This is a genomic window from Victivallis lenta, assembly GCF_009695545.1.
GTDB lineage: Bacteria > Verrucomicrobiota > Lentisphaeria > Victivallales > Victivallaceae > Victivallis > Victivallis lenta.
In genome coordinates this window covers 467,326-490,111 of sequence record NZ_VUNS01000001.1, presented here as the reverse complement: position 1 = coordinate 490,111, position 22,786 = coordinate 467,326, and the positions used below count along the sequence as shown (strand labels likewise).

At 62.0% G+C, this 22,786-nt stretch carries 19 protein-coding genes; 9 read left to right on the top strand and 10 right to left on the bottom strand.

Translation table 11 applies throughout. The features are described from left to right. Nucleotides 1-64: 64 nt before the first annotated feature. Nucleotides 65-1,444 carry a tRNA lysidine(34) synthetase TilS gene (gene tilS, locus FYJ85_RS01965; protein ID WP_206212926.1) on the bottom strand — a complete coding sequence of 460 codons (1,380 nt, stop codon included), beginning with the start codon at nt 1,442-1,444 and terminating at the stop codon, nt 65-67. 70 nt (nt 1,445-1,514) lie between these two features. Here tilS and rdgB point away from each other — a divergent pair, with 70 nt between their 5' ends. The 6 genes from rdgB (at nt 1,515) to FYJ85_RS01935 (ending at nt 9,561) form a co-directional block, all read left to right on the top strand. After that, on the top strand, nt 1,515-2,120 hold the full coding sequence (gene rdgB, locus FYJ85_RS01960; protein WP_106053337.1) for an RdgB/HAM1 family non-canonical purine NTP pyrophosphatase: 606 nt from the start codon (nt 1,515-1,517) through the stop codon (nt 2,118-2,120). A gap of 136 nt (nt 2,121-2,256) precedes the next feature. Then, entirely contained in the window at nt 2,257-3,015 is a 759-nt protein-coding gene (locus FYJ85_RS01955; protein WP_206212925.1) for a lysophospholipid acyltransferase family protein, read from the top strand. A gap of 18 nt (nt 3,016-3,033) precedes the next feature. Beyond that, a complete protein-coding gene (locus FYJ85_RS01950; protein ID WP_106053335.1) occupies nt 3,034-4,704 on the top strand; it encodes an alcohol dehydrogenase catalytic domain-containing protein in 1,671 nt (556 codons plus the stop codon). After that, nucleotides 4,701-7,340: an LPS-assembly protein LptD gene (locus tag FYJ85_RS01945; RefSeq protein ID WP_154416814.1), complete on the top strand. Its 2,640-nt coding sequence runs from the start codon at nt 4,701-4,703 to the stop codon at nt 7,338-7,340. Before FYJ85_RS01950 ends, FYJ85_RS01945 begins: the two co-directional genes overlap by 4 nt. A 2-nt stretch (nt 7,341-7,342) precedes the next feature. Next, a complete protein-coding gene (gene rfaD, locus FYJ85_RS01940) occupies nt 7,343-8,332 on the top strand; it encodes an ADP-glyceromanno-heptose 6-epimerase (RefSeq protein WP_106053333.1) in 990 nt (329 codons plus the stop codon). Beyond that, nucleotides 8,320-9,561, top strand: a complete 1,242-nt coding sequence (locus FYJ85_RS01935) for an RsmB/NOP family class I SAM-dependent RNA methyltransferase (protein WP_106053332.1) — start codon at nt 8,320-8,322, stop codon at nt 9,559-9,561. Before rfaD ends, FYJ85_RS01935 begins: the two co-directional genes overlap by 13 nt. Here the strand turns inward: FYJ85_RS01935 and FYJ85_RS01930 are convergent. The 9 genes from FYJ85_RS01930 to FYJ85_RS01890 all read right to left on the bottom strand — a co-directional run bounded on the left by FYJ85_RS01930 (nt 9,516) and on the right by FYJ85_RS01890 (nt 19,748). Continuing rightward, nucleotides 9,516-10,226, bottom strand: a complete 711-nt coding sequence (locus FYJ85_RS01930; RefSeq protein WP_106053331.1) for a polyprenol monophosphomannose synthase — start codon at nt 10,224-10,226, stop codon at nt 9,516-9,518. The two genes, FYJ85_RS01935 and FYJ85_RS01930, sit on opposite strands and share 46 nt — an antisense overlap. 24 nt (nt 10,227-10,250) lie before the next feature. Beyond that, nucleotides 10,251-10,553, bottom strand: a complete 303-nt coding sequence (locus tag FYJ85_RS01925) for a putative quinol monooxygenase (RefSeq protein ID WP_106053330.1) — start codon at nt 10,551-10,553, stop codon at nt 10,251-10,253. An 11-nt stretch (nt 10,554-10,564) separates the two neighbouring features. Beyond that, complete coding sequence (locus FYJ85_RS01920; RefSeq protein WP_158703958.1) at nt 10,565-11,311, bottom strand: rhamnogalacturonan acetylesterase; 747 nt, start codon at nt 11,309-11,311, stop codon at nt 10,565-10,567. Next, complete coding sequence (locus tag FYJ85_RS01915; RefSeq protein ID WP_106053328.1) at nt 11,305-12,501, bottom strand: iron-containing alcohol dehydrogenase; 1,197 nt, start codon at nt 12,499-12,501, stop codon at nt 11,305-11,307. Before FYJ85_RS01915 ends, FYJ85_RS01920 begins: the two co-directional genes overlap by 7 nt. Before the next feature lie 6 nt (nt 12,502-12,507). Continuing rightward, nucleotides 12,508-14,382, bottom strand: a complete 1,875-nt coding sequence (locus FYJ85_RS01910) for a beta-N-acetylhexosaminidase (protein WP_154416813.1) — start codon at nt 14,380-14,382, stop codon at nt 12,508-12,510. A 228-nt stretch (nt 14,383-14,610) separates the two neighbouring features. Next, the gene (gene ilvC, locus FYJ85_RS01905) at nt 14,611-15,594 is read right to left on the bottom strand and encodes a ketol-acid reductoisomerase (RefSeq protein ID WP_106055709.1); all 984 of its coding nucleotides are present in this window, start codon (nt 15,592-15,594) and stop codon (nt 14,611-14,613) included. A gap of 232 nt (nt 15,595-15,826) precedes the next feature. Further along, nucleotides 15,827-18,295 carry an MFS transporter gene (locus FYJ85_RS01900; RefSeq protein ID WP_106053326.1) on the bottom strand — a complete coding sequence of 823 codons (2,469 nt, stop codon included), beginning with the start codon at nt 18,293-18,295 and terminating at the stop codon, nt 15,827-15,829. A gap of 57 nt (nt 18,296-18,352) precedes the next feature. Continuing rightward, nucleotides 18,353-18,952 carry a GNAT family N-acetyltransferase gene (locus FYJ85_RS01895; RefSeq protein ID WP_106053325.1) on the bottom strand — a complete coding sequence of 200 codons (600 nt, stop codon included), beginning with the start codon at nt 18,950-18,952 and terminating at the stop codon, nt 18,353-18,355. A gap of 34 nt (nt 18,953-18,986) precedes the next feature. Further along, nucleotides 18,987-19,748 (bottom strand): sugar phosphate isomerase/epimerase family protein, encoded by a 762-nt coding sequence (locus FYJ85_RS01890; protein WP_158703957.1) that lies wholly within the window; start codon nt 19,746-19,748, stop codon nt 18,987-18,989. A gap of 221 nt (nt 19,749-19,969) precedes the next feature. Between FYJ85_RS01890 and FYJ85_RS01885 the strand changes: the two genes are divergently transcribed. The 3 genes from FYJ85_RS01885 (at nt 19,970) to FYJ85_RS01875 (ending at nt 22,656) form a co-directional block, all read left to right on the top strand. Further along, complete coding sequence (locus FYJ85_RS01885; RefSeq protein ID WP_154416812.1) at nt 19,970-20,332, top strand: hypothetical protein; 363 nt, start codon at nt 19,970-19,972, stop codon at nt 20,330-20,332. Nucleotides 20,333-20,445: 113 nt separating this feature from the next. Continuing rightward, nucleotides 20,446-21,330, top strand: coding sequence for a PTS sugar transporter subunit IIA (locus tag FYJ85_RS01880; RefSeq protein ID WP_158703956.1), 885 nt, complete (start codon nt 20,446-20,448; stop codon nt 21,328-21,330). Between the two features lie 21 nt (nt 21,331-21,351). Beyond that, a complete protein-coding gene (locus FYJ85_RS01875) occupies nt 21,352-22,656 on the top strand; it encodes an ArsB/NhaD family transporter (RefSeq protein WP_154416811.1) in 1,305 nt (434 codons plus the stop codon). Nucleotides 22,657-22,786: the final 130 nt, after the last annotated feature.

Genomic DNA, 22,786 nt, shown 5'->3' with positions numbered 1-22,786 from the left:
ACGGCTTGCCGAAGTGAAAGCCGTTCAGGATAAAGAAATGCAGGAATAAAAAACGGGAACAGATCTAGTTTCCGGAAGGAGTACCGGTTCCGGACCCCTGAACCTCAGCGGGAATCGCTGCGCAGGCGAAGCGCACGAGGCGGGCAGTCGCGGGCGTCGCCGCCGCATGGTTCGAGTGGCGGATGCCGGGGGCCCAGAGTATTGTTCCGGCATTCGTGCGCAGGACCGGAAGCGGGCTGCCGGCCGGGATCTTCCGGTCGCAGCGCAGCTTTTTGAGCGGTTTCGGCTTTGCTTCTCCGAAGGGGACGAGGCGGTCGCCGTCGCGGCGCCGATCGAGGATCAGTTCGTCCGGCAGCGCATCCGCGTCGAACAGCGCTTCGTAAAGCGTGACCGGCCCCGCCGCGGAAACGGTTTCGACGGTGAGGCGGAAGCCGTTCCACACCGTCTCCGGGAGCTCGCGCCAGCGCCAGGCGGCCGGGTTTGCCGGGGGATTCCGCAGGAACGAGACGGATTCATTCCGCAGGGCGAGCGTGCGTTCCGCGTCAACCGGCAGCAGCCGGAGCTCGGGGGAGGGGACGGAGAGCATCGCTTCGAACCGGTCGAGGAAGCTGCGGTTCGGCACGAAGTCGCGCCCCGACTCCGCCGCGAGGAACCGCCGCAGCAGCCGCACCCGCATGGCGGGGGGCTGCCGGCGCCAGAAACCGAACGGAATTTCAACTGTCCCTGCGATTTCGTTCCAGCGCCGGTCGGCCTCGGCCTCAAGGAAAACGGCGTCGTCCGCCAGCGCGTCGAGCGAGCGGAAGAGGCCGCTTTCGCTCCCCGGCGTCAGATCGTACAGGGCGGGCAGAATCCGGTTGCGGAGCGCGTTGCGCGTCAGCGACTCGTCGGCGTTGCTCGAATCGACGGCCCAGCCGGAGATGCCGTTGTCGCGCAGGAAGGCTTCGATTTCACTGCGCCGGAACCGCAGCAGCGGCCGCAGGAACGTCACTCCTTCGACCCGGGAACGTTCGCGCAGCGGGACGAGGCCGGACGCATTCGAGCCGCGCAGCAGCCGCAGCAGCAGCGTTTCGGCCCGGTCGTCGGCGTGATGCCCGAGGATGACCGCGGCATCGTGACGGTTCCCGGCAAGCCGCTTCCAGACGTCGAGGCGCGCGTTCCTGGCCCGCGCTTCGAGGTTCGGGCCCGGAGCGAGATGCAGCTCGACCAATCGGAATTCGATGCCGTGCGCCGCGGCGAACCGGGCGGCATCGCGCGCTTCGCCGCGTGACTCTTCGCCTCGCAGCCCGTGGTCGAAATGGACGGCGGTGAGGCGAAAGCCGATGCGTTCCCGGTAAAGCCGGGCGGCAAGCAGAACCGCCGTGCTGTCCGCCCCGCCGGAGAAGCCCGCGTAAAGCGTTCCGCCCCGGAAAGATTCAAAAAGTTTGCCGCAAATTTCGAGATTCATTTGTAAAGCGTCCGTTTCAGTTATAATATATATGACAGGAAAGAGAACGCAAGGAGTTTCAAGATTTATCATGGCTTATATTGTTGTCGCGACGAGCAATGCGCATAAGGTGGAGGAGTACGCGAAACTCCTGGAAGGGCAGAAGGTCGAACTGAAGTCCCTGCTCGATTATCCGAATTTCCCCGGCGTCGAGGAGGATGGCGCGACGTTTCGCGAAAATGCCGCGAAGAAGGCGCTGGCCGCCTGCAGGTACTGCGACGTGCCGGCGTTTGCCGACGACTCCGGGCTCGAGGTCGAGGCGCTCGAAGGCCGCCCCGGCATCTTCTCGGCTCGCTACGCGCCGACCGACAAAGAGCGGATTGCGAAGCTGCTCGAGGAGCTGAAGGATAAGGAGAACCGCCGCGCCCGCTTCGTCTGCGCGATCGCAATCGCGATCAACGGCGAGGTGATCGAGACCTTCGAGGGAGAGGTGAAGGGGAGCATCGTCGACGCGCCGCGCGGCGCGGACGGCTTCGGGTACGACCCGATTTTCCTGCCCGACGGCTACGACCAGACCTTCGGCGAAATGCCGCAGGAACTCAAGAACCGGATCAGCCACCGGGCGGCCGCGTTCAAGATGGCGCTGAATTTCGTGGAAGACGAGATGTCGGTCCTGGACGACGATTTCGATCTTTGATCCCGTAATTGCATTTTGCGGGAACGCATGATATATTAACGCGTTCGGGATTTTTATTTAATCATATTTCGATTGCAGGTCAATGGAACACGGTCAATATCTTTTCGCCGGCGACGCTTATGATACGCCGGAAAGTATGCGGAAGTCCATGCTTTACCGTCTGTCGCTCGGCAGCCGCTGGTACTTTTATCTGAACAACTTCGGCATATTTGCACGGACCGGACGCTGCGGCCGGCGCGGGCGGCTCGACAAAGAGCGGCAGATTTATTACTCCAACAAAAACTTCCGCCTGGTCGAGAAGTGCGGCGGCAGGATCCACCTGCGCGGTCTGGAAAATCTGCGCGATGTCTCCGGCGAGCCGGTGGTCCTGATCGGCAACCATATGAGTCTGCTGGAAACCGCGCTTTTCCATGCGGTCGCGCGGGAGTATCTCGATTTCACGTTCGTCATCAAGCAGTCGCTGCTGACGGTGCCGTTTTTCCGGGATATCATGCGGTCGCTCGGGGCGATTCCGGTCGGCCGGGAGAACCCGCGCGACGACCTGCGCGCCGTGCTCGGCGACGGGAAAAAGGTGCTGGAATCCGGCCGGTCGATCATCATTTTCCCGCAGTCGACCCGCAGCGAGACGTTCGACGCGGCGAAGTTCAATTCCATCGGGATCAAGCTGGCGAAGTCGGCCGGCGTCCGGGTGCTGCCGTTCGCCCTGAAAACGGACTTTCTGGGCAACGGGAAATATTTGCGGGATATGGGGCCGGTGCGGCCGAAGCGCGGCGTCTATTTCGAGTTCGCGCCGGCGCGCGCCGTCGAAGGGAACGGCCAGGCCCTGCAGCAGGAGATTATCGGGTTCATTCAGTCGCGTCTGGCCTCCTGGCAGGCGATGGATTCCGAGCAATAAGGGAGAGAAGGGAAGAAGATGAGCAACGTTTCGATTCCGGAGAAGATGCTGGCGTGGCCGCTGTTCGGGGCGGGGATGGAAAATTTCGGCGTGAACGACTGTCCCTGCACGATTCCGGTGCCCGAGATCGGGCCCGATGAGCTTCTGGTGCGGATCGATGCGATCGGCCTTTGCTTCTCCGATGTCAAACTGATCCGGGCCGGTGAGGCGCATCCGCGCGTGATTTCGAAGGATCTGAAGAAGGACCCGGTGATTCCGGGCCACGAGGCGGTCATGACCGTCGTGAAGGTCGGAGACAAGGTCGCCGACAAGTTCGATGTCGGCCAGCGCTTCATCATTCAGGCCGACGTGTATGTGAACGGCAGGGGATTCGCCTACGGTTACGCGATCAACGGCGGCATGGAGCAGTACAGCGTGATCGACCAGCGCATCCTGAACGGGGACGAAGGGTGCTATCTGCTGCCGATCTCCGACGATATGCCGTCCGCCGTCGCCGCGCTGCTTGAGCCGTGGACCTGTGTGCAGGCCAGCTATATGATCGAAAACCGCACCGCCCCGCTGCCGAACGGCCGGGTCTTCATCGCGGCCGGCGACAATCAGATTTACGGCGCCGGCGAGGCGCTGAAGAAGGCGGCTCCGGCCAGCGTGGTCGGCTTCGGGCTGGCCCCGGAGGCGGTTGAAGCGCTGAATGCCGAGCTCGGCGTCAAAATGACGCTGGTGGACGAAATCCCGTCCGGCGTCCAGTTCGATGACATTTTTCTCTGCAATCTTCCTGCCGAGTTCGCGGAACCGGCGGCCAAGCTCGGCAGCCGCGGCGCGGTCACGAGTTTCATCGGCGACTACGCCGGCCGCAGCGGCATGTTCGACGTCGGCCGGATTCATTATGAAGGCTTTTTCTATCAGGGTGCGCCGGGGACCGTCCTGTCGGCAGCCTACGGCCGGAATGTCCGCAGCAAAGTGAAGAAGGGCGGCACGTGCTGGCTGCCCGGCGGAGCCGGCGCCATGGGCCAGATGCATACGCAGCTGGCGGTCGAGAATCCGGAGGGGCCGGCGCGCATTCTCGTGACCGATATGGATTCATCCCGCATCGCGAACGTCGAACGGCTGCTCGCCGAAACGATCGCGGAACGCGGCATCGAATTCAAGGCCGTGAATCCGTCGTCGCTTTCGAAAGAGGAGTTCGACGCTCTGCTGCGCGAATTCGCTCCGGAGGGATTCGACGACATCATCATGCTCGTGCCGGTCGTGCCGGTGCTGGCCCACGCCGCGAATTATCTCGGCGAAGACGGCCTCATGAACATCTTTGCCGGGATTCCGGCCGGAGTCGAGGGAATGCTCTCGATCGACGGCATGGTGAACCGCGGCTGCCGGTATATCGGTTCGAGCGGCAGCCGCACCGAGCACCTGCGCCACACGCTCGTGCTGGCGGAGACCGGGGAGCTGAATCCGGTGACCGCGCTTGCGGCTGTCGGCGGCATGAAGGCGCTGAAGCAGGGGCTTGAGGCGGTGATGAATGCGAAGTTCCCGGGCAAGACTGTGATTTTTCCGAATGCGCCGGATATGCCGCTGACGCCGGTCAGCGAGATTGCGAAGCTCGGTTCCGCCGTGGCCGGCACGCTCGACTGCGGCGGCTGCTACACCATGGCGACCGAATTGGAGCTCAAGCGCCTCTATGAGAAGGAAGGATGACGCGATTGCTCTCGGCTAAAGGAAAATTTCTGCTTGCGGCCTTTGCGCTTGCGGCGGCGCTGGCGGCGCCGCTGCAGGCTGCGAGCCTCGGCGCTTCGAAGCTGAATTTCGCCTCCTTCAAGGAGTTCAATGCGGACAGCTGGCAGTTTGTCGGGCAGAACATCGTGGCGAAAGGGGTCTATATTCCGGCCGGCGATCTGGAGATTTATGCCGACCAGGCCACGATCAACATCGAAAGCAGGGATATCGAGGCGGTCGGCAATGTCCAGGTCTACCGCTGGGAAAATTCGGGCGGCGTGGTCGATATGGCGAAGCTCGCCCGGATTCAGAATACGCCGAACTGCAGTGTGACGCTTCTCGGCATCACCGGTGACGTCTGGGGAGATTTGTCGGTTCAGGTCAGCATTTCGATGCTTACCGACAACATCAAGGCGCAGCGGCTGGTCGGCAATCTGGACAGCGGATACTTTCAGTTTGAGGACGCCCAGTTCCGGTTCAAGACCTACGTCTGCCGGGCCGAGCGGGGCGAACGCAAGCCGGACGGCATCATCACCGTTAAAAACGCCGAGATCAGCTCCTGCAATTATCTGGAGGACGACAACGGCCACTATTCGATCGGCTGTACCGAGGCGCAGTTTACGCCGCATACGACCGAGTTCTACGGCATGGAGACGATCGACACCGATGTCGGTGATCACACCGTCTTCCTGACCAACGGATTCTGGAAGGTTTACGGAGTGCCGGTGCTCTGGCTGCCGGTTTTCTACAAGCCGAAGGACGAATCGCTGGGGCTGTTCAGCATCCAGTGGGGCGAAGCGTCGGACTGGGGCTATTACGTGATGCTTTCGAAGCGGTTCGACTTCAGCGAATACCCGTATGCGTCGGTCAAGCTGCTCGGCGACTATTATTCGAAGCGCGGCTACGGCTACGGCGCCAAGGCCGACTTCGAGACGGACAACTCGCGGACCGAAATCTTCGGCTACGGCATCTGGGACTTCGACCCGAACAAGACGGATGACTACGACAAATACCGCATCAGGGTGCCGAAGGGACGTTACGACTTCCGGATTTCGAATGTGACGCACATCACTCCGCGCCTTGATTTCCGCGGTGCGCTGGAGGTCATCAGCGACCCCTATTTCACGCGGGACTTTTTCTCGGGGCGCTACAACCGCAATCCGCAGCCGGCGACCTATATGTCGCTCGAACAGCAGTTCGACCATTTCAGCGCCTCGCTTTATGTCCGGCCGAAGGTCAACAGCTTTTACACGACCGTTCAGCGGCTGCCGGGTTTTCGCCTTGATGCGCACCGCCAGCAGATCCTCAACACGAACTTCTACTACCAGGGCGATCTTTCGATGGATTACATGAAGATGGACTGGATCAAGTTCGATTGGGACACCAAACGGTATCCGAACGAGAAGTTGAAGAATTATTCGAGCTTCCGTCTCGATACGACGCACTTCCTGTATTTTCCGCTCCGTTTCGACTGGCTGACGCTGGTGCCGCGCGCCGGCCTCAAGCTGACCGCCTATTCCAACACGTCGAAGGAGAAGGTGACGGTCGAGGACCTCAATACGCTGTTCCAGGCCGCCGACCCGCAGAATACGCGGGGGATGCTGCTGCACAATTATGACGACAAGGGCAAGGCGAAGCTGCGGTTCGCCGGGGAAATCGGCGTGGAGGCTTCCACGAAAATCTATAACTCCTGGCAGGATGTCCGCAGTTCGTTTCTGGCGCTGGATGGTCTGCGGCACGTGATTCGGCCGTATATCAATTACACGCTGATTCCGAAGCCGAACGTGAAGCGCGACCATCTTTATTACTTCGACGACATCGACCGGATCGATGAGCAGCATTTCATCCGCTTCGGCCTGGAGAACCGTCTTCAGACCCGGGACGGCAGCTCGATCCGCGACTACTTCACGATGGAGAACTACTGGGATCTGCATATGCGCAAGGAGGAAGGCTTCAGCCAGATCGGCGATTTCTGCACGATTCTGAGCGCGACGCCGTTCAAGGGCTTCACGGTTTCCACGCTGTTTTCGATCGACGCCGGGGGCAACAACGGCAAAGTGCCGGAGACGGTCCGCGACGGCCGCGACGCCGGGCATCCCGGCATCAACCTCAAGTGGCTGAACCGCTGGAATATTTCGCTGAAGTATTCGCCGGCGGACGATTGGGATTTCACGTTTTCCTACATCTACCACCGCCCCTATGCGTCGCGCAGCGCCTATTCGATGGGGTCCACGCTGACTCAGCTTGACGCCGGTTCGTTCTTCAACAAATATTTCAGTGAGCACACGGAGCAGTTCCAGTTCAGCGTCCGGCTGCCGATCACGCCGGACCGCCGGACCTTCGCGTCGTACGCGATGTCTTACGATGTCCAGGAGGGGTATATCGATGTCCACACGCTGCAGGTGGTCCGCAACTTCCACTGCTGGGAGGTTGCCGCGGGGTTCCAGTGGGAGCGGGATACCGATGACGACCGCTATAAGCAGAGCTTTCTTTTTTCGATCTATCTGACCGGGTTGACCGGGCCGCTGCAGAGCGGCCAGAATTCGATCCTGACCCGGGCGGACAACGCGATGCGGGCGCCCGGCTCGTCGCGCGGCAGTAAATTCTGGAGCAATTGACCATGTATATCGTAACGGGAGGCGCCGGCCTGATCGGCAGCGCCGTCGTCTGGGGCCTGAACCGGCGCGGCATCGAAGACATCCTGGTGGTGGACCACCTCGGGAATTCGGACAAATGGAAGAATCTCTCGGCGCTCTCCTTCTCCGACTATATGGAGAAGGAAGCGTTCCGCTCCCGGCTTGCCGCCGGCGGTTTCAACGGCGCCCGCATCGAGGGCGTGATTCATATGGGGGCCTGTTCCTCGACCATGGAGCGGGATGCGTCATACCTGATCGACAACAATTACCATGCGACGAAAGAGCTGGCCGAATACTGCCTTGCCCGGAACATCCGTTTTCTCTATGCGTCGAGCTGTGCGACCTACGGCGACGGCAGCCGCGGCTACGTTGACGACGAGTCGCGGATCGAGGAGCTGCGGCCGATGAACATGTACGGCTACTCGAAGCAGCTTTTCGACCTCTGGGCGAAGCGGCACGGCGCGCTTGCGTCGATCACCGGCTGCAAATTCTCGAATGTCTACGGGCCGAACGAGCGGCACAAGGGGGATATGCGCAGTGTCGTGCTGCGTGCGTTCGAGCAGATTTCGGCGAGCGGAAAGCTGAAGCTGTTCCGTTCCTACCGCCCCGAATATGCCGACGGCGAGCAGATGCGCGACTTCCTTTATGTGAAGGATGCGGTGGATATGGTCCTCTTCCTCTTCGAGCATCCGCAGGGAGCCGGAATCTACAACATCGGCAGCGGCCGGGCCGAAACCTGGAACGCGCTTGCCGCCGCCGCCTTCGAAGCGCTCGGCAAGCCGGTCGACATCGAGTATATCGATATGCCGGAGAATCTGCGCGACCGTTACCAGTACTATACGAAAGCCGAGATGAACAAACTCAGGGCGCTCGGCTACGGGCGCGAGGCGACGAGCCTGCGCGACTCGGTGATCGATTATATCCGCAACTATCTGGTTCCCGGCCGGTATCTGGGCGACGAATGCGAAAGGTGAACTCCGACACGGCGACGCATGTGCTTGCCGACGCCTGCCGGGTGCTTGCATCGGTCGGGGCGGGAGAACGGAGCCTTGACGATGCGCTCGATTCGGCGCTCGACTATCCGGAGCTGCGGCGGACGACCGGCAGTCTGCTCTTTTTTTATTTCCGCCGCAAGCGGTTTGTGGACAAATGGATCGATACGCTTGCCTGCCGTCCGCCGCGTCCGCGTCTCCGGCGGCTGCTCGCCGCCGTGCTGACCCAGATTCGTTTTCAGAGCGGAATCGTTCCCGAATCGGCGGCCAATGTCGCTGTGGAGCTGGCCAAATCGGCCGGCAATGCGAACGAAGCGAAGTTCGTGAATGCCGTGCTGCGCCGCGCTGTGCGCGAGCTGCCGCCGGTTGATGACGCGCCGGAGGAAGTTCTGCCTCCCGCAGTTCTGAAGCGCTGGCGCGGCCGTTATTCGCCGGAAGAGCTTGCTGCGATGTGCCGGGCTTTCCTGTCTCCGGCGCCGTTCACGTTCCGCGCGGAACGGGGATTCGAGCCGCCGCCGGAGTGGGAGGGTACGGCGGTTCCGTGCCGCGGGCCGTTCCGCTTCTTCGAAAGCCCGAAGCCGGGTCTGGTGCTCGATTCCGAGGCGATGCGGGAAGGGCGGATTTACATTCAGGACCCGGCGACAACGCTCGCCGCGTCTCTGCCCGGCATGGAGCCGGTCCGCCGTATTCTCGACGTCTGTGCGGCGCCGGGCGGAAAATCGCTGCTGCTGAGCGAGCGGATGAAGGCGGGAACATCGCTCGTCGCCGCTGACCGTTCGGCGCGGCGGCAGGAGCAGACGAAGGAGAATTTCCGCCGGCGCGGACTCGATTTCGCGGTGATCACGGCGGAGCCGCGGGAGCTGGCCGGGGAGTTCGATCTGGTGCTGGCCGATGTGCCGTGCTCGAACACCGGCGTTTTCCGCCGCCGTCCCGACGCCTTGTGGCGGTTCGGCGCGGCGGAACTGCGGAAGATCACGGTTTTGCAGCATTCGATTCTCGATGCCGCGGCGGCGCGGGTCGCACCGGGCGGGCAACTGGTCTACAGCACCTGCAGCATCGAGCCGGAGGAGAATGAGCAGCAGGCGGAACGTTTTCTGGCGGAGCATCCGGATTTTACCCGGATGGCGTCGGAACAACTGCTGCCGTCCGTCGAAAGCGACGGCGCTTATGCGTGCCTGCTGCGGCGGAGCGCGCAGAGCATGCCCACATAGTCGAGCATGACTTTGGCCGACAGCTTGCTTTTGCCGTGCTCGCGCAGCCCGAAGGTGATTCCGTGCTCGACCACGCGGCACGGTTCGGGGGAGTTGGTCAGCACGTAAAGCAGCTCGAGCATGATTTTGAAGCCTTTCGGGCTGAGTTGCGGCGCCGCCCGCTCGAATGCCTCGCGGCGCAGCGCGAAAAATCCCGACATCGGGTCCTTGACCCGGACGCCGAGGATGATATGCGCCATCGCCGCCGCGGTCCGGCTGACCAGAACGCGGAACGGATTCCATTTTTCCCGGAAGCCGCCGCCCCGGACGTAGCGCGAGCCGATCGCGAAATCGTGCGTTTCAAGCTCGCCGAGCAGACCGGCCAGGTCGGCGACGTCGTGCTGGAGATCGCCGTCCATGCAGCAGAGAAACTCCCCCTGCGCCGCCCGGAACCCCTTGACGATGCTCGGGCTCAGCCCCGGTTCGCCGTCGTTCAGGATGGCGCGGACATTCGGATGGCCTTCCGCCGCGTAGGCGTTGACCGCCGCGGCCGTGCCGTCGGGAGAGTTTTCGTCGGCGACGATGATTTCGTAGTTTTCAAGGCCGCTTTTTTCGATGCGGCCGATGAGGAGCAGGATGTTCTCCCGTTCATTCAGCGTCGGAACGACAATGGAATATCTGATCATGGTCCCGCTCCTCCCGTTCGGATGTTACGCCGGTTTGACGACGGTGACGGTCGACGATTCGCGCAGCGGAGTGACCGCTTCGCGGTAAGCGGCCATGTGCGGCGTGGCGAGATGCGCCTTCAGGTGTTCCGGCGACTTCCAGGTTTCGAGGATGGTGACCGCGTTCGGGTCGGCCGGAGCGCCGACGCCGGCATCCGCGTCGAGACAGGCCTCATAGCGGATGCAGCCGTCTTCGGCGAGCACGTTCGGAATGTTGTCGTTCAGAATCTGCAGGAATTTTTCGAGGCTGCCTTCCTTGATGACGCAGCGCGCAATGACGTGAACCATGTGTGTAACCCTTATTTGATGTTGATGAAAAGTCCGGCGAGCGGGAGCTTCTGCTCCTGTGCGCTCCGGACCGCTTCCCGGGCGACGGTGACCGCGCCGAGGTAGGAAAAATGCGTATTGTCCTTCGCTCCCTTCGGATAGCCGGGGTATTCGCCGGGGGCGACGATCGTGAAATATTTGACGGTTCCCTCCACCCCTTCGGCGAGGAACAGCTTTTCCGTGGCGGCGTTCAGGTCGAGGACCGCCGTTCCGGTCTTCCGCCCGACCTCGCGGACGACTTCCGGATATTCGGCGAGACTCCGGCGGAATACCCCGTTCGGGAAGCTCCGGCGGTTGACCGGCGTGCAGAGTACCGGCGTCGCCTGTTCGGCCCGGACCTCCTGCACGAATTTTTCGAGGTTGGCCCGGTAGTCGGTTCCGGCTTCGGCGTAAAGAGCCGGCCGGTCTTTCTTCTGGTCGTTGTGGCCGAACTGGATCAGCACGAAATCGCCCGGTTTGAGCTGGGCAAGCAGCTTTTTCCAGCGTCCCTCGTCCTGAAACGACTTTGTGCTGCGGCCGCCGACCGCGAGGTTGCGCACGGTGACGCCGGGTTTGCAGAAGTCGCGCAGCGCCTGGCCCCAGCCGGTCATCGGCGCCTGTTCGGGCTTGTAGTCGCAGACGGTCGAATCGCCCGCGAGGTAAATGGTCGGCAGTTCGGCGGCGCCGAGAACCGAGACGGCCAGTGCCGCCGCCATTCCGATTGCGGTAAGTTTCAACATGATTGTTCTCCCTGCCATGTATCTTCGAGAATCGATGCGAGGATCTGCGCGGACTCCTCGACCGGAACCGGCCGCGGAGCGCTTTCGAGTTTCATCCGGTTGGCGGGGCCGCTCTGCGCGGTCGCCGCCAGTAGTTCCGGCGTGATGCCGGAACAGTCGGAGAGGCGGCCCGGCACTCCGACGGAATCCAGAAAACGGCGGAAGGAAGCGATGACTTCCTCCGGCGTTCTGCCCGGAAACAGTCCGGCGAGCCGCATGGTCCGCTCCGCCACGGACGGGTTGCCGAGATAGTAGCGCCAGCAGCCCGGCAGCAGCATGGCGACGGCGATGCCGTGTTCGAGTCTGCCGAACCACGAATAGCTTGCGAGGTGCGGCAGTCCGGTCGGCTTGAAGCGGATCACCATGCCGCCGAGTGTCGCGGCGATGCACATGTTCCGCCGCGCCGTTTCGTCCCTGCCGTCGGCGATTGCCCGCGGCAGGTTTTCCGTGATCAGCCGGATCGATTCAAGCGCCCAGCCGTCTGCATCGGGATTCGCCCGGTCCGCCCGCACATTCAGGAATCCTTCGATCGAGTGCGCGAGCGCATCGCACCCGGTTGCCCGGGTGACCGTTTCCGGCATGCTGTTTGTCAGCTCCGGCACGAGAAGCGCGAGTTCCGGCACGATCAGGCGCTCCGCGATCAGTTTTTTGACCTGCTGCGCCGGGTCGACGATATTGCTGTAGGGAGTCGCCTCGGAACCGGTGCCGGAGGTGGTCGGGATGCAGATGACCCGGTCCGCCGCCGCATCGGGGCAGCGTTCGCTGTAACGGTTCACGCCGAAGTGCTCCGCCAGCGGCCAGCCCGATTGCGCGGACAGGTAAGCGGCCTTCGCCGCGTCCATGGCGCTGCCGCCGCCGAGCGCAATGACGGCGGCCGGCTTCTCCTGCCGGATCAGCGCGGTCATCTTTTCGATGGTGCCGATGGCGGGTTCCGCTTCGATATCGGAAAAACGGACCGTCTCCCGGCCCGCCTCCAGCGCGGCCTGCTCAATGAAACGCCGGCCGCCGTTCGCATCGGCCGAGTGCCGCCCGGTAAAGACCAGCACACGGCCCGGCCTGCGCCCGCGCAGCTCGCTGACGAGCCGCCGCCGGGGAGAATCGGTGACGATCCGCTCGCCCGGGGCCTGTGTCAGTAGTTCCGTGGCATCCATTTTGCGTCAGAGCCCGGTGGAACCGGTGGCGACCCGGTTGTAGGTGTACAGGGCGTTCGTCGTCTTTTCAGCCGGAGAGAGCCTCGCGTCGAGCTCTTCGATCGAGGCGACGGTTCCGTCGAGATATTCGCGGATCCGCAGCGCCGTCTCCTCGAGCCGCGCGGCCTGAACCGCATTGCGGGCCTGGATGACTTCGAGCCCGAACGGCTTGGCGGTCCGCATCCACTGGCGGCGGAACGAAGCGTCGAACTCCCAGACGGCCGCGATGACCGACGGGATCAGCGACACCGCGATCTGGCGCAGCGCGATCCGGTCGTCGCGGTCGTAGGCCGCTTCGAGGGCGCCGCGCAGTTCGAGCTTGAGCAGCAGGAGCTGGAGCGCGTTGATGATATGCTCGAAGTCCCCGGCGAAGCACTCCTCCTGATACGGCAGGAGTTTGCGGAGCATTTCGTCGTAGCGGTCGCTCAGCTCGAGATCGAACTCGGGATTGCGGCGGCGGCAGTCGTCGAACAGCACGCCGAGCAGCGGATCGTCCCAGAGCATCAGTGCCGGATTGCAGCCGTATTCATCGGCCGCTTCGATCTTCGATGCGACGAGATGCGCTTCGTAGCTGCTCTGGCAGACCGCCGCGAACCGCTTCGAGGTGAACTTGTCGGGATCGTTCGCCGGGACGCCGTAGGCGAGGTCGGCGCAATAGATGATCCCGGCCAGCGACGAATCGTAGTTGCAGTAGGCGCCGTTGTCGCCCCACATCGTGAAAAAGAGTTCGGAAACTTTCTGTTTCCGGCACGCCTGGATACACGGCACGGCGGTTTTTTCCGTCTTGGCGTGATCGTACCAGAGGCGGGTCCAGGTCCAGATGCCGGAACCCATGACCGGCTCGAAGCCGATGTCGCGGTGGCGCTTGATCATCGCCTCGTACATCGCGGCGTCCTCATGATAGTAATCCCAGTAGACGAGCTGGACGTTCTGCGGAATCTTCTTCCGGACGGAGTCCGGAATCGGATGCTCGAGATCGTAGTAATTCTGATCCGCGTTGCTGAGACGGAAGTACATATCCGACCAGATCATCGGGGCGAGTCCCGCTTTTTTGCAGAGCTCGTTCACCTTGCCCAGGTGGCGGTTGAAAAGTTCGAAGCCGCTTTCGTAGCCGAATTTGTCGAGGAACCGGCCGCGGCCGAGGTCGTGGGTTTCATCCATGCCGATATGGATGCGGCGGCTGCCGAGCGCCTCGCTCCAGAAGGCGATCATCTTTTCGATCAGGGCGTAGGTTTTCGGCTCGTCGACCAGCAGCACGCTGGCCGTGTCCCTGACCTTGTCGTAGGCGCCGCCCCATTTGATGATCTGCTCAAGATGGCCGAGGGTCTGGATGCAGCCGACGAGCTCGATGCCGAGGCATTTCGCATATTCGTCGAGTTCCCGGATTTCCTCCAGGGTGTAGGCGCCGCGGAGATGGCCGAAAAACGGTTCGTCCGGCAGCTCGTAGGTGTCCTCCGTATAGAGCATGATCATGTTGTAGCCAGACAGCGCAAGGCGGCGGAACCACATTTTCAGGTGATCGACCGTCATGACCATGTTGCGCGACACGTCGAGCATGATGCCGAGCGTCTTGAACGGCGTGCTCTCTTTGCATTCGATTTTTGCAAGCGCGGCGCCGATGCCGCGCGCAGCGCCGGCGATCGAGTTGTATTCAAGGAGCACTTCGCCCGGGGAACGGGTCACGCGGGAGACGGTTCCGTCTCCCTTGACCCGCTTCGCCTTGAGCTTCAGCCCGCGGCCGAAGCCGGAAACCGGATATTCCTCCTCGAGTGTCGCCAGAAGTGTGTGCAGTTCTTCCGGCACGTCCGTGGAACGCCACACCAGTCTCGAAACCTGAGCCATAATTCTTCCTCAATTGTTGATCGTCGCTTGCCATGTCGAACAGGCTGCCGCCCGTTACCGGCGGCCGTTCCATTAAGATATCACGCGATTCGGCGGATGCAAATGGAAAAAAACGCAAACGGGATGGACAAAAAAACACCGGTAACGGAATGGACAAAAACGGAATAACCGCATCTTTCACGATTCGGTTATCCCGTCTGAAATCACATTGGTGATCGGGTCGGCAGCTCAGTTCTTCTTCTGGAAGAGGCTGCGGATGCGCTTGCCGACGATCTCCGCCGGATGTTCGCCGAGGGCCGCGCGCTTCGCCTTGAGGGTCGGGGCGCCGTTGCGGGCTTCCTTGATCCACTTGGCGGCGAATTCGCCGGATTCGATGCGGCGCAGAGACTCCTTCATGCGCTCCTTGACCGACGGATCGATGATCCACGGACCGTTGTCGTATTCGCCCCACTCGGCAGTGTTCGAAATGACCGCGTTCATCTTCTGGATGCCGCCTTCATAGATCAGGTCGACGATGAGCTTCGCTTCGTGGATGCACTCGAAATAAGCCATTTCCGGCGGATAGCCCGCCTCGATCAGGGTTTCGAAGCCGTACTTCATCAGGTCGACCATGCCGCCGCAGAGGACGTTCTGTTCGCCGAAGAGGTCTTCGTAGGTCTCCTGCTCGAAGGAGCACTCGAGGACGCCGGCGCGGGTCAGCCCTTCGGCCTTCGCGATCGCGAGGGCGACTTCCTTGGCCTTGCCGCTCGGATTCTGCCTGACCGCGATGAGGCCCGGCACGCCGAAGCCTTCGACGAAGCGCTTACGCTCTTCGGTTCCGGGGCTCTTCGGCGCGACCATGATCACGTCGACATCCTTCGGCGGCTTGATTTCACCGAAGACGATGGAGAAGCCGTGCGAGAACGACAGGGTTTTCCCGGCGGTCAGAACCGGGGCGATTTCCTTGTCGTAGACCGGGCCGTGCATTTCGTCCGGCAGCAGAATGTGGATGATGTCCGCGCGCTTCGCGGCGTCGGTGACGGACAGCGTCTCGAAACCGTCTTCCTCGGCGGCGTCCTTGGACTTGCCGGGGCGGATGCCGATCACGACGGAAAGGCCCGAATCACGCATGCAGAGCGCCTGGGCGCGGCCCTGCGCGCCGTAACCGATCACCGCGATGGTCTTGCCGTTGAGCACGCCGAGGTCGGCGTCGCCGTCATGGAGGATCTCCATTTCTTTCATTTCTATCATCTCCTGATTCTGTCCAAATGAAAATTGGACGATTGATGTGTCTTAAAGTCTTAATATAGCCGCCCCTCCGTCCGATTGCAACCCTTTCGGCACGGATTTTGCCGCCAAAACCTCCTCCGCCCCGGCCGCGGAGCGGAAAATTGTTTTTATTTTCACATATCTTCGCTTGATGGAAATCAACGGAAAGCCGCCGGTTAAGAAAGATATCCGCTCGTCAGCTTCCGGGGGCGGGGCGGCCGCAGAGCCGCCCGGGGATTCCGCCCTCCCTGCGGGTCTCCTCCAGCAGCGAGTGCTGCGCGATCAGGATGGAGAGCAGCAGCAGCCGCGGCTCTCCCTCCTGCGCATTGTATTTGAGCTGGGCCCAGAGCTTCAGCTGAACGGTCAGGCTGACGGCGAGATAGCTGTTGCCGTTCAGGAGGGCGTCGCGCATGCGGCCGCCCGGCGAGAAGCGTTCGCCGATGAGTTCCTCGTCCGGCGTGCGGCTTTCCTCGGGCACGATCAGGAAGAGCCGGAGCTCCGCGGCGAGAAGCGCGGCGGCCGTTTCGAGAAAGGCGTCGCGGTCGCAAGCCTCCATCAGGCGGTGGAACGACGGTTTCCAGTCCGCTCCGGCCGGCCAGAGCGGACTGCTGCAAAGCTGTTTCAGCCGGCGTTCGAGTTCGGAGCCGGGCAGCTTCTCTTCCGCTTCGAAGCTCGGGTGGGCGCTCCGGGTGTCCGGCAGCAGGGAACGGGTCAGGGCGATCAGGCACTGCAGGCGGCAGATCCGGAAGCTCTCCTGCTCGAATGCCGGCAGCAGCAGCGGCGCGTCCCGCCAGTCGCCGGTTTTGCTGAGGGCTTCGGCGGCGGCCGGCCGGAGTTCGCGGCGGCGGGGATCGGCAAGCAGAGTCCGCAGCGCCGGAACCGCCTCCGGGCTGCCGATGAGCCCGAGGGCGAAGACGGCGGCCTGAACCAGCGTCAGGTCCTCCGAATTCAGCCTGGCAACCAGGGCGGGGACGGCCTCGCGGATTCCGAGCCTGCCGAGCGTTCGCGCCGCCATCGCCTGCATGCCGAGTTCCGGGATGTCGAGCAGGCGGATCACCTCGGACAGCAGCGCCGGATCGGCCGCTTTTTCGCTGTTGCGGGAGAGCGTGAGCAGCGCGCCGTCGCGCACGCGGCTCGACGGATTCCAGAGCGACTGCAGAACCTCCCCGGCGACGAGGTTGCCGGCCGTGCGGTTCAGCATCTCGACCCGGTGCCCTTCGCTCATCGGCTGCGACAGCAGATTCGCCTGGTAGACCGCGCGGACCGGATTCTGCGACAGCAGCGTGCGCACCATGTCGCCGGTCGGCGCCGCTCCGTCCTCATGAAACTTTCTCAGCAGCAGGATGCTGCTGAAATAACCGACCGCTGAACAGAGCGCGAGCACATTGAACGGATTGAGCGGGCTGTCGGTCACGAGCGACTGGCGGGCCAGAAAGTTATAGAGATATCCCGAAACCGAACCGGTCAGGACGCCGCAGAGCCCGACGACCGAAAAGAAGAGCCCGATCGCCATGCTCTGAATGCGCTTGTTGCCGAGCGAGGTCAGCAGCGACGACTGCGACGAGGCGATGCCCATGTTCACGAAGCCGCCGAGCAGAAAGACCGGCAGCGCGCCGAAGACTCCCGGCGGCAGCCCGGCCGGGCCGCCGCCCCAGAGCGCGGCGGTGCGGTCGACGATCCAGATGCCGATCTCATCGAGAATTCCGTTGAGCGGCAGGAGGATGCCCCAGAGGATGAATTCGACTCCCTTGAGCACGCTGCAGAGCACGAGCACCGGTTTGCGGCCGTACTTCGAGCCGACCACGCGGAAGAAGTAGCCGGAGAGGAAGGCGACGAGCGCCGACACCGCCAGCATGATCTGAATGGTCATCATCGAAAAATTCATGCCGTCCTCCGCCTGGAGGTAGACGAAAATGAAACCGGTCGACAGCCAGGCGAACAGCGACTGATAGCTGAAGAATCCGGTCAGGAGCCGGTATTCGCGGTTGTGCCAGGTTTCGCTGACCAGCGTGAGGAAGCTTGTTCCGGGGCGCGGCGCCGGGTCCGGGTCCGCCGCTCCGGCGAAGACGAAAGTCGACAGACAGCCGAAGAGAATGCCGATCAGGAGCACGACGATGTAGGTCGTGGACTCTTCACGGCCGAGCAGGTCCACGAGCTTGCCGAGCGCGACGCCTCCGATCATGGTGGTGATTCCGGCGAATCCGGTGCGGCGGCTCCAGAAGGAGGCGCTTTCGCGGCGCGGCACGAGTTCGCCCAGCCAGGAGAGGTTGATCGAGGCCGGCAGCTGCGTAAAGGTCTGGATCAGCGCGTAGAGCGAGACGAACAGCGCGAAGGCCGCCGCGGCGGGCAGCCGGAACCAGACGGTGACCAGAGCCGTCAGCGCGAGGTAGAGCGTATAGGTCGTGACCGAGCAGAAGAGCCAGAAACGTTTGCGGTGAAAACTGCGGCGCTGCAGGTATGCGCCGATGATCTGCATGGGCGGGAACAGCAGCGGCAGCGACATCACGATGCCGATCTGCGGGTTGGTCAGGTGAATCGACCGCAGCAGCCCGGTGAAAATCGCACTCGTGCTGACCGCCGTGAAGAGGCTGAGCAGCACCGCCGACAGGATCGAGAGATTCATTCCGCGCCGCACGATGCGCGGTGACAGCACCGGTTCATCCATTTCGCACTCCCCCCGGAATTATGGTTTTGAGAGAATATAAGCCGCTTTCCGGCAATGTCAAGGCGCAACGGCTCCGGGCGTGTCGGAGAACCGCGCGGCGTCGAGGATTCCGGCGACCGTCTGCGGGTCGAGCTGCGGAAACGGCGTGATCTCCCGCGGCGGATCCTCGCCGGAGATGATCTCCCTTTCGAACCAGGTCACATCGTGCCAGCCGCCGTTTTTGTAACCCGACCGCCGGAAGGTGCCGACCTTCCGGAAGCCGAGCTTCGCGTGCAGCTTTTCGCTGCGCGGATTCGGCGTGGTGACGCAGCCGCAGACGGTCCGGATTCCCTGCCGCCTCAGGAGCTCGATCAGGGCGGAGTAGAGCGTCCGCCCGATTCCGCGCGCGGTTGCTCCGGCGTCGAGGTAGATCGACAGCTCGGCGCTCCACTGGTAGGCGGCGCGCTCGCCGAAGCGGTGGGCATAAGCGTAGCCGCAGAGCCTGCCGGAGTCGGCGCAGGCCAGATACGGATAACGTTTCAGCGTATCGCCGATGCGCCGCGCGAACTCCTCCTGCGGGGGGAGCTCGTATTCGAAGGTGACCGGCGTATGGATGTACTGCGAATAGATCGACAGAGCCGCCGCCGCGTCGTTCGGAGTTGCGATTCTGAGTTTCATGCCGCTTCCCCGGCCGCCAGGCCGGAGCCGGAAATTACTTCACGAAATTGGCGGTGATGTAGTCCAGGCTTTCCTTGAGGGAGTCGAACGGGTCCTTCAGGCACTCGTCCTGCTCGACGATGAAATATTCGACGCCGCCCGCTTCGCCGGCCGGGACGATCGACTGCCAGTCGAGGTTGCCCGAGCCGATCGGGAACATCGCGCGCCTGCGGTCGTGAATGCCGTAGTCCTTCAGGTGCAGCAGCGGCATGCGCCCGGCCAGCTTTTTGACCCAGCAGGCCGGATTCTGGCCGCCGGCCTGCACCCAGAAGGTGTCGATTTCGCCCTGCAGCGCCGGAGCGTTGTCATAGAGGAGGTCGAGGATCAGGCTGCCGTCTTCCATGCGCATGAATTCGATGTCGTGATTATGGTAGCAGAGCACTTTTCCGGCGGCGGCCATCTTTTCAGCCGCCGTGTTGAGCTTGTGCGCGAGCTCGACCGCTTCGGCGCGGTTCGACGGGATGATGTGAGGCCACGGATAGGCCGTGTATCTGCAGTTCAGCCTGTCGAGCCGTTCGATGACGCGCTCGGTCTCTTCGACGATCATCTGGCCGTTTTCGTGGGTCGCGCAGATGTCGAGCCCGAGGTCGCCGCAGATGCGGACCAGCTCTTTTTCGTCGATCGGCCCCATGCCGGAGACCTGAATGGCGTCGTAGCCCATTTTCTTGACCTTCTTCAGCGATTCGAAGATGAGCGGTTCGGTTTTCAGGAATTCCCGGAGCGTGTAAAGCTGGGCCGCGATCTGATGCTTCTTCATAAAAATCCTCCTTGCATCGACAGTGGGTTTCGATTCTGAAATATATGCCGGACCGGACCGGATGTCAAGCCGGCTTTTCCGCATTTCCGCCGCTTTGGCGCGTTTTCCGCCCGGAAATTTATTGTAAATCTCCTTGAGAAATACGCGGTTTCGATTTGTCAGAAGGCGTTTGGAGTGATATATTAGTAAGATCATTTCCGGAGAAAGGCGGGAGGAATTCAGTGAAACACAGTATCTATATCATCAGTCTGCTGACGATATTCCTGCTGGCCGGTTTTTTTCCGTCGGCCGCTTGTTTCTCCTTTGCCGGAAAGAGCGTTTCGTCCTCTTTCTGGGAGGAGGGAATCCGGTCGCAGCGGGGGGGCTGCCGCGACGCGGAGGCGGTTCTGCTTGAGAGCAGCACTGCCCGCAGCGAGGCGGACGAGCGCCGCGACTCCGTACTGCCTGATTTTCCGGATCTCGCCGCCTCTGTTTTGCTTCCCTGCTTTTTCCGCGGCCGCCCCCGTATCGGTGCGGCGGTCCGGTCGCTTCGGGGGCAATATGTCGGCGGTTCGCTTTTCGGGCGCGCGCCGCCGGGTTTGTGAGCTGAGACGGTCCATTTGTTTTTTTTCAACTCATCCCTAACCCGGGCAGCGTTTTTCGTGCCCGAGAGGTTTGTCATATGCATCCCGATGAAATGTTTACCGGCGCCAATTTCATGGCGCGGATCTCTGTTGCCGACAAGAACGACCTGTTCGTTCAGCTTTGCCGGCAGGTCGCCACGCTGCCGCAGGTCAGGAACTCCGCAATCGATTACGACCGGATTCTCTCCGCGATCAGGGAACGCGAAGCGCAATCCAGCACCGCGATCGGCAACGGCGTTATCCTGCCGCATGCCCGGATCGACGGACTGGACGGACTGGCCGTCGTTGTCGCCACGCTGCAGACCCCTCTTTCCGGCGAGGAGGCCATCGACCGCCAGCCGCTCGATATCGCCTGCCTGCTGCTGATTCCGGCCGGCAAGCCGATGGAGGGGCTGAAGTTCATGGCCCGTTTCGCGAACTTCGTGCAGATGCCGGAGCTTCGCGGGGAACTTATGAAGGCGTCCTCTCCTGAAGCGATGTTCTCGCAGCTTTCGAATCTCGGCCAATCCTCCCGCAAGGCGGTGCTCGCCGGCGACATCATGTCCCCGTGCAGCTTTTCGCTGGCCGCCGATATGCCGCTGACCCGGGCGACGACCCTGATGGCGCAGCACCGTACGCCGATCGCGCCGGTGCTCGACGGCCGCAGGCTGCTCGGGCAGATCGCCTGTTCGAACCTGTTCACGCTCGGAATTCCCGACTTTTTTTCGCAGTTGAAGAGCGTCGGCTTCATCCGCTTTTTCGATCCGTTCGAAAAGTACTTCAGCATCGAGGCCAGGTCGAAAGTGGGCCAGGTCATGAACACCGACTATTGTACTTTTCACGAGGATGCCACTCTGATCGAGATCGTTTTCGCCATCTCGATCCTGAAGTACCCGCAGGTCTATATCGTGAATCAGGAGAATGAACTGCTGGGAATCATCGATCAGACGCTGCTTCTGGAGCGGATCATCAATCTTTAATCCCGGAAGAGGAGTATTGTCATGGTTCTCGGTATTGTTATTTTTCTGGTCGCCTATGCGCTGATCGTGTCGGAGAAGATGGATAAGACCATCCCCTCCATGCTCGGCGCGGCGGCCATGGTCATTTTCGGCGTCGCGGGTTTTCCTGAGCTGCTTACGAAGATCGACCTCAACGTGCTCGGCCTGCTGATCGGCATGATGGTGATCGTCAACATCATGAGCACGACGGGCGCTTTCGAATGGGTCGCCGTGAAGATCGCGCGGCAGACCCGCGGCAACGGCGTGCTGGTCATGCTCGAATTCATGGTCGCCACCGCCGTCATTTCGGCCTTTATGGACAATGTGACGACCATTATCCTGATGGCCCCGGTCACGATCCTCATCACGCAGCTGCTGTCGCTGCCGACCGTCCCGTTCCTGATCCTCGAGGCGATTTTCTCGAATATCGGCGGGACGGCGACGCTGATCGGCGATCCGCCGAACATCCTGATCGGCGCAAGCTGCAATCTTTCGTTCAACTCGTTCCTGCTGAATCTCGGTCCGGTCGTGCTGATCATCATGGTCGTTTCGCTGCTGGTGGTGCTGTTCGTCCAGCGGAAGCAGTTGAAAACCAGCAAGGAGGCCGTCGAACAGGTGGCGATGACCGAACCGTCGCGGGCGATTCTGCATCCGAAGCGGCTGACCCGTGCGCTGATCGTGTTTGCAATCGTGCTGCTCGGCTTTTTCTTCAGCCGGCTGATCGACATCGAACCCGGGCTGATTGCGATCGCCGGCGCGTTCGTCATGGCGCTGGCCTGCGGAGTCGAGGTTCCGCACATGCTTGAAAAGGTCGAGTGGAGCACGATCATGTTCTTCTGCGGCCTCTTCATGATGGTCGGCGCCCTTGAGGAGAAGCATGTGTTTTCCACGCTGGGGCAGTATATGGTCGACCTGACCAGGGGGAATTTCGCGCTGACCATGATGATCATTCTCTGGGGCGGCGCGCTCCTGTCGGCCATCATCGACAACATTCCGCTCGTGATCGCGATGATTCCGCTGATCAAGTCGATCATTCCGGTGTTCGCGAAGCAGATGGGGATCGAGGGCATGGAGGAGGCGATTTCGCTTCAGGTCGCGCAGCCGCTCTTCTGGGCGCTGGCGCTCGGCGCCTGCCTCGGCGGCAACGGCACGCTGATCGGCGCGTCGGCCAACGTGGTGATTTCGCAGATCGCGCGGAAGAACAACTATCCGCTCTCTTTCAAGCGGTTCACGATGTACGGTTTCCCGATGATGCTGCTGAGCCTCGTGATCTCTTCGGTCTATCTGTATTTGCGGTACATCCGCTGAGACGGGGAGACGGTGAAGTCCGGTCCGGTCGGGCCGGATTTTTTTATATCCGCACGACCCGGCAGCCGGGCCGGTGCGGAAGCAGGTTTTAGGTTTCCGGCTTGACATCTCCGGCGGAACCGGATATATT

What these genes read in the sequence shown, in the direction of transcription:
- tilS (WP_206212926.1), bottom strand. Translation starts at nt 1,444, where the DNA reads ATGAATCTCGAAATTTGCGGCAAACTTTTTGAATCTTTCCGGGGCGGA.
- rdgB (WP_106053337.1), top strand. Translation starts at nt 1,515, where the DNA reads ATGGCTTATATTGTTGTCGCGACGAGCAATGCGCATAAGGTGGAGGAG.
- FYJ85_RS01955 (WP_206212925.1), top strand. Translation starts at nt 2,257, where the DNA reads ATGCGGAAGTCCATGCTTTACCGTCTGTCGCTCGGCAGCCGCTGGTAC.
- FYJ85_RS01950 (WP_106053335.1), top strand. Translation starts at nt 3,034, where the DNA reads ATGAGCAACGTTTCGATTCCGGAGAAGATGCTGGCGTGGCCGCTGTTC.
- FYJ85_RS01945 (WP_154416814.1), top strand. Translation starts at nt 4,701, where the DNA reads ATGACGCGATTGCTCTCGGCTAAAGGAAAATTTCTGCTTGCGGCCTTT.
- rfaD (WP_106053333.1), top strand. Translation starts at nt 7,343, where the DNA reads ATGTATATCGTAACGGGAGGCGCCGGCCTGATCGGCAGCGCCGTCGTC.
- FYJ85_RS01935 (WP_106053332.1), top strand. Translation starts at nt 8,320, where the DNA reads ATGCGAAAGGTGAACTCCGACACGGCGACGCATGTGCTTGCCGACGCC.
- FYJ85_RS01930 (WP_106053331.1), bottom strand. Translation starts at nt 10,226, where the DNA reads ATGATCAGATATTCCATTGTCGTTCCGACGCTGAATGAACGGGAGAAC.
- FYJ85_RS01925 (WP_106053330.1), bottom strand. Translation starts at nt 10,553, where the DNA reads ATGGTTCACGTCATTGCGCGCTGCGTCATCAAGGAAGGCAGCCTCGAA.
- FYJ85_RS01920 (WP_158703958.1), bottom strand. Translation starts at nt 11,311, where the DNA reads ATGTTGAAACTTACCGCAATCGGAATGGCGGCGGCACTGGCCGTCTCG.
- FYJ85_RS01915 (WP_106053328.1), bottom strand. Translation starts at nt 12,501, where the DNA reads ATGGATGCCACGGAACTACTGACACAGGCCCCGGGCGAGCGGATCGTC.
- FYJ85_RS01910 (WP_154416813.1), bottom strand. Translation starts at nt 14,382, where the DNA reads ATGGCTCAGGTTTCGAGACTGGTGTGGCGTTCCACGGACGTGCCGGAA.
- ilvC (WP_106055709.1), bottom strand. Translation starts at nt 15,594, where the DNA reads ATGGAGATCCTCCATGACGGCGACGCCGACCTCGGCGTGCTCAACGGC.
- FYJ85_RS01900 (WP_106053326.1), bottom strand. Translation starts at nt 18,295, where the DNA reads ATGGATGAACCGGTGCTGTCACCGCGCATCGTGCGGCGCGGAATGAAT.
- FYJ85_RS01895 (WP_106053325.1), bottom strand. Translation starts at nt 18,952, where the DNA reads ATGAAACTCAGAATCGCAACTCCGAACGACGCGGCGGCGGCTCTGTCG.
- FYJ85_RS01890 (WP_158703957.1), bottom strand. Translation starts at nt 19,748, where the DNA reads ATGAAGAAGCATCAGATCGCGGCCCAGCTTTACACGCTCCGGGAATTC.
- FYJ85_RS01880 (WP_158703956.1), top strand. Translation starts at nt 20,446, where the DNA reads ATGGCGCGGATCTCTGTTGCCGACAAGAACGACCTGTTCGTTCAGCTT.
- FYJ85_RS01875 (WP_154416811.1), top strand. Translation starts at nt 21,352, where the DNA reads ATGGTTCTCGGTATTGTTATTTTTCTGGTCGCCTATGCGCTGATCGTG.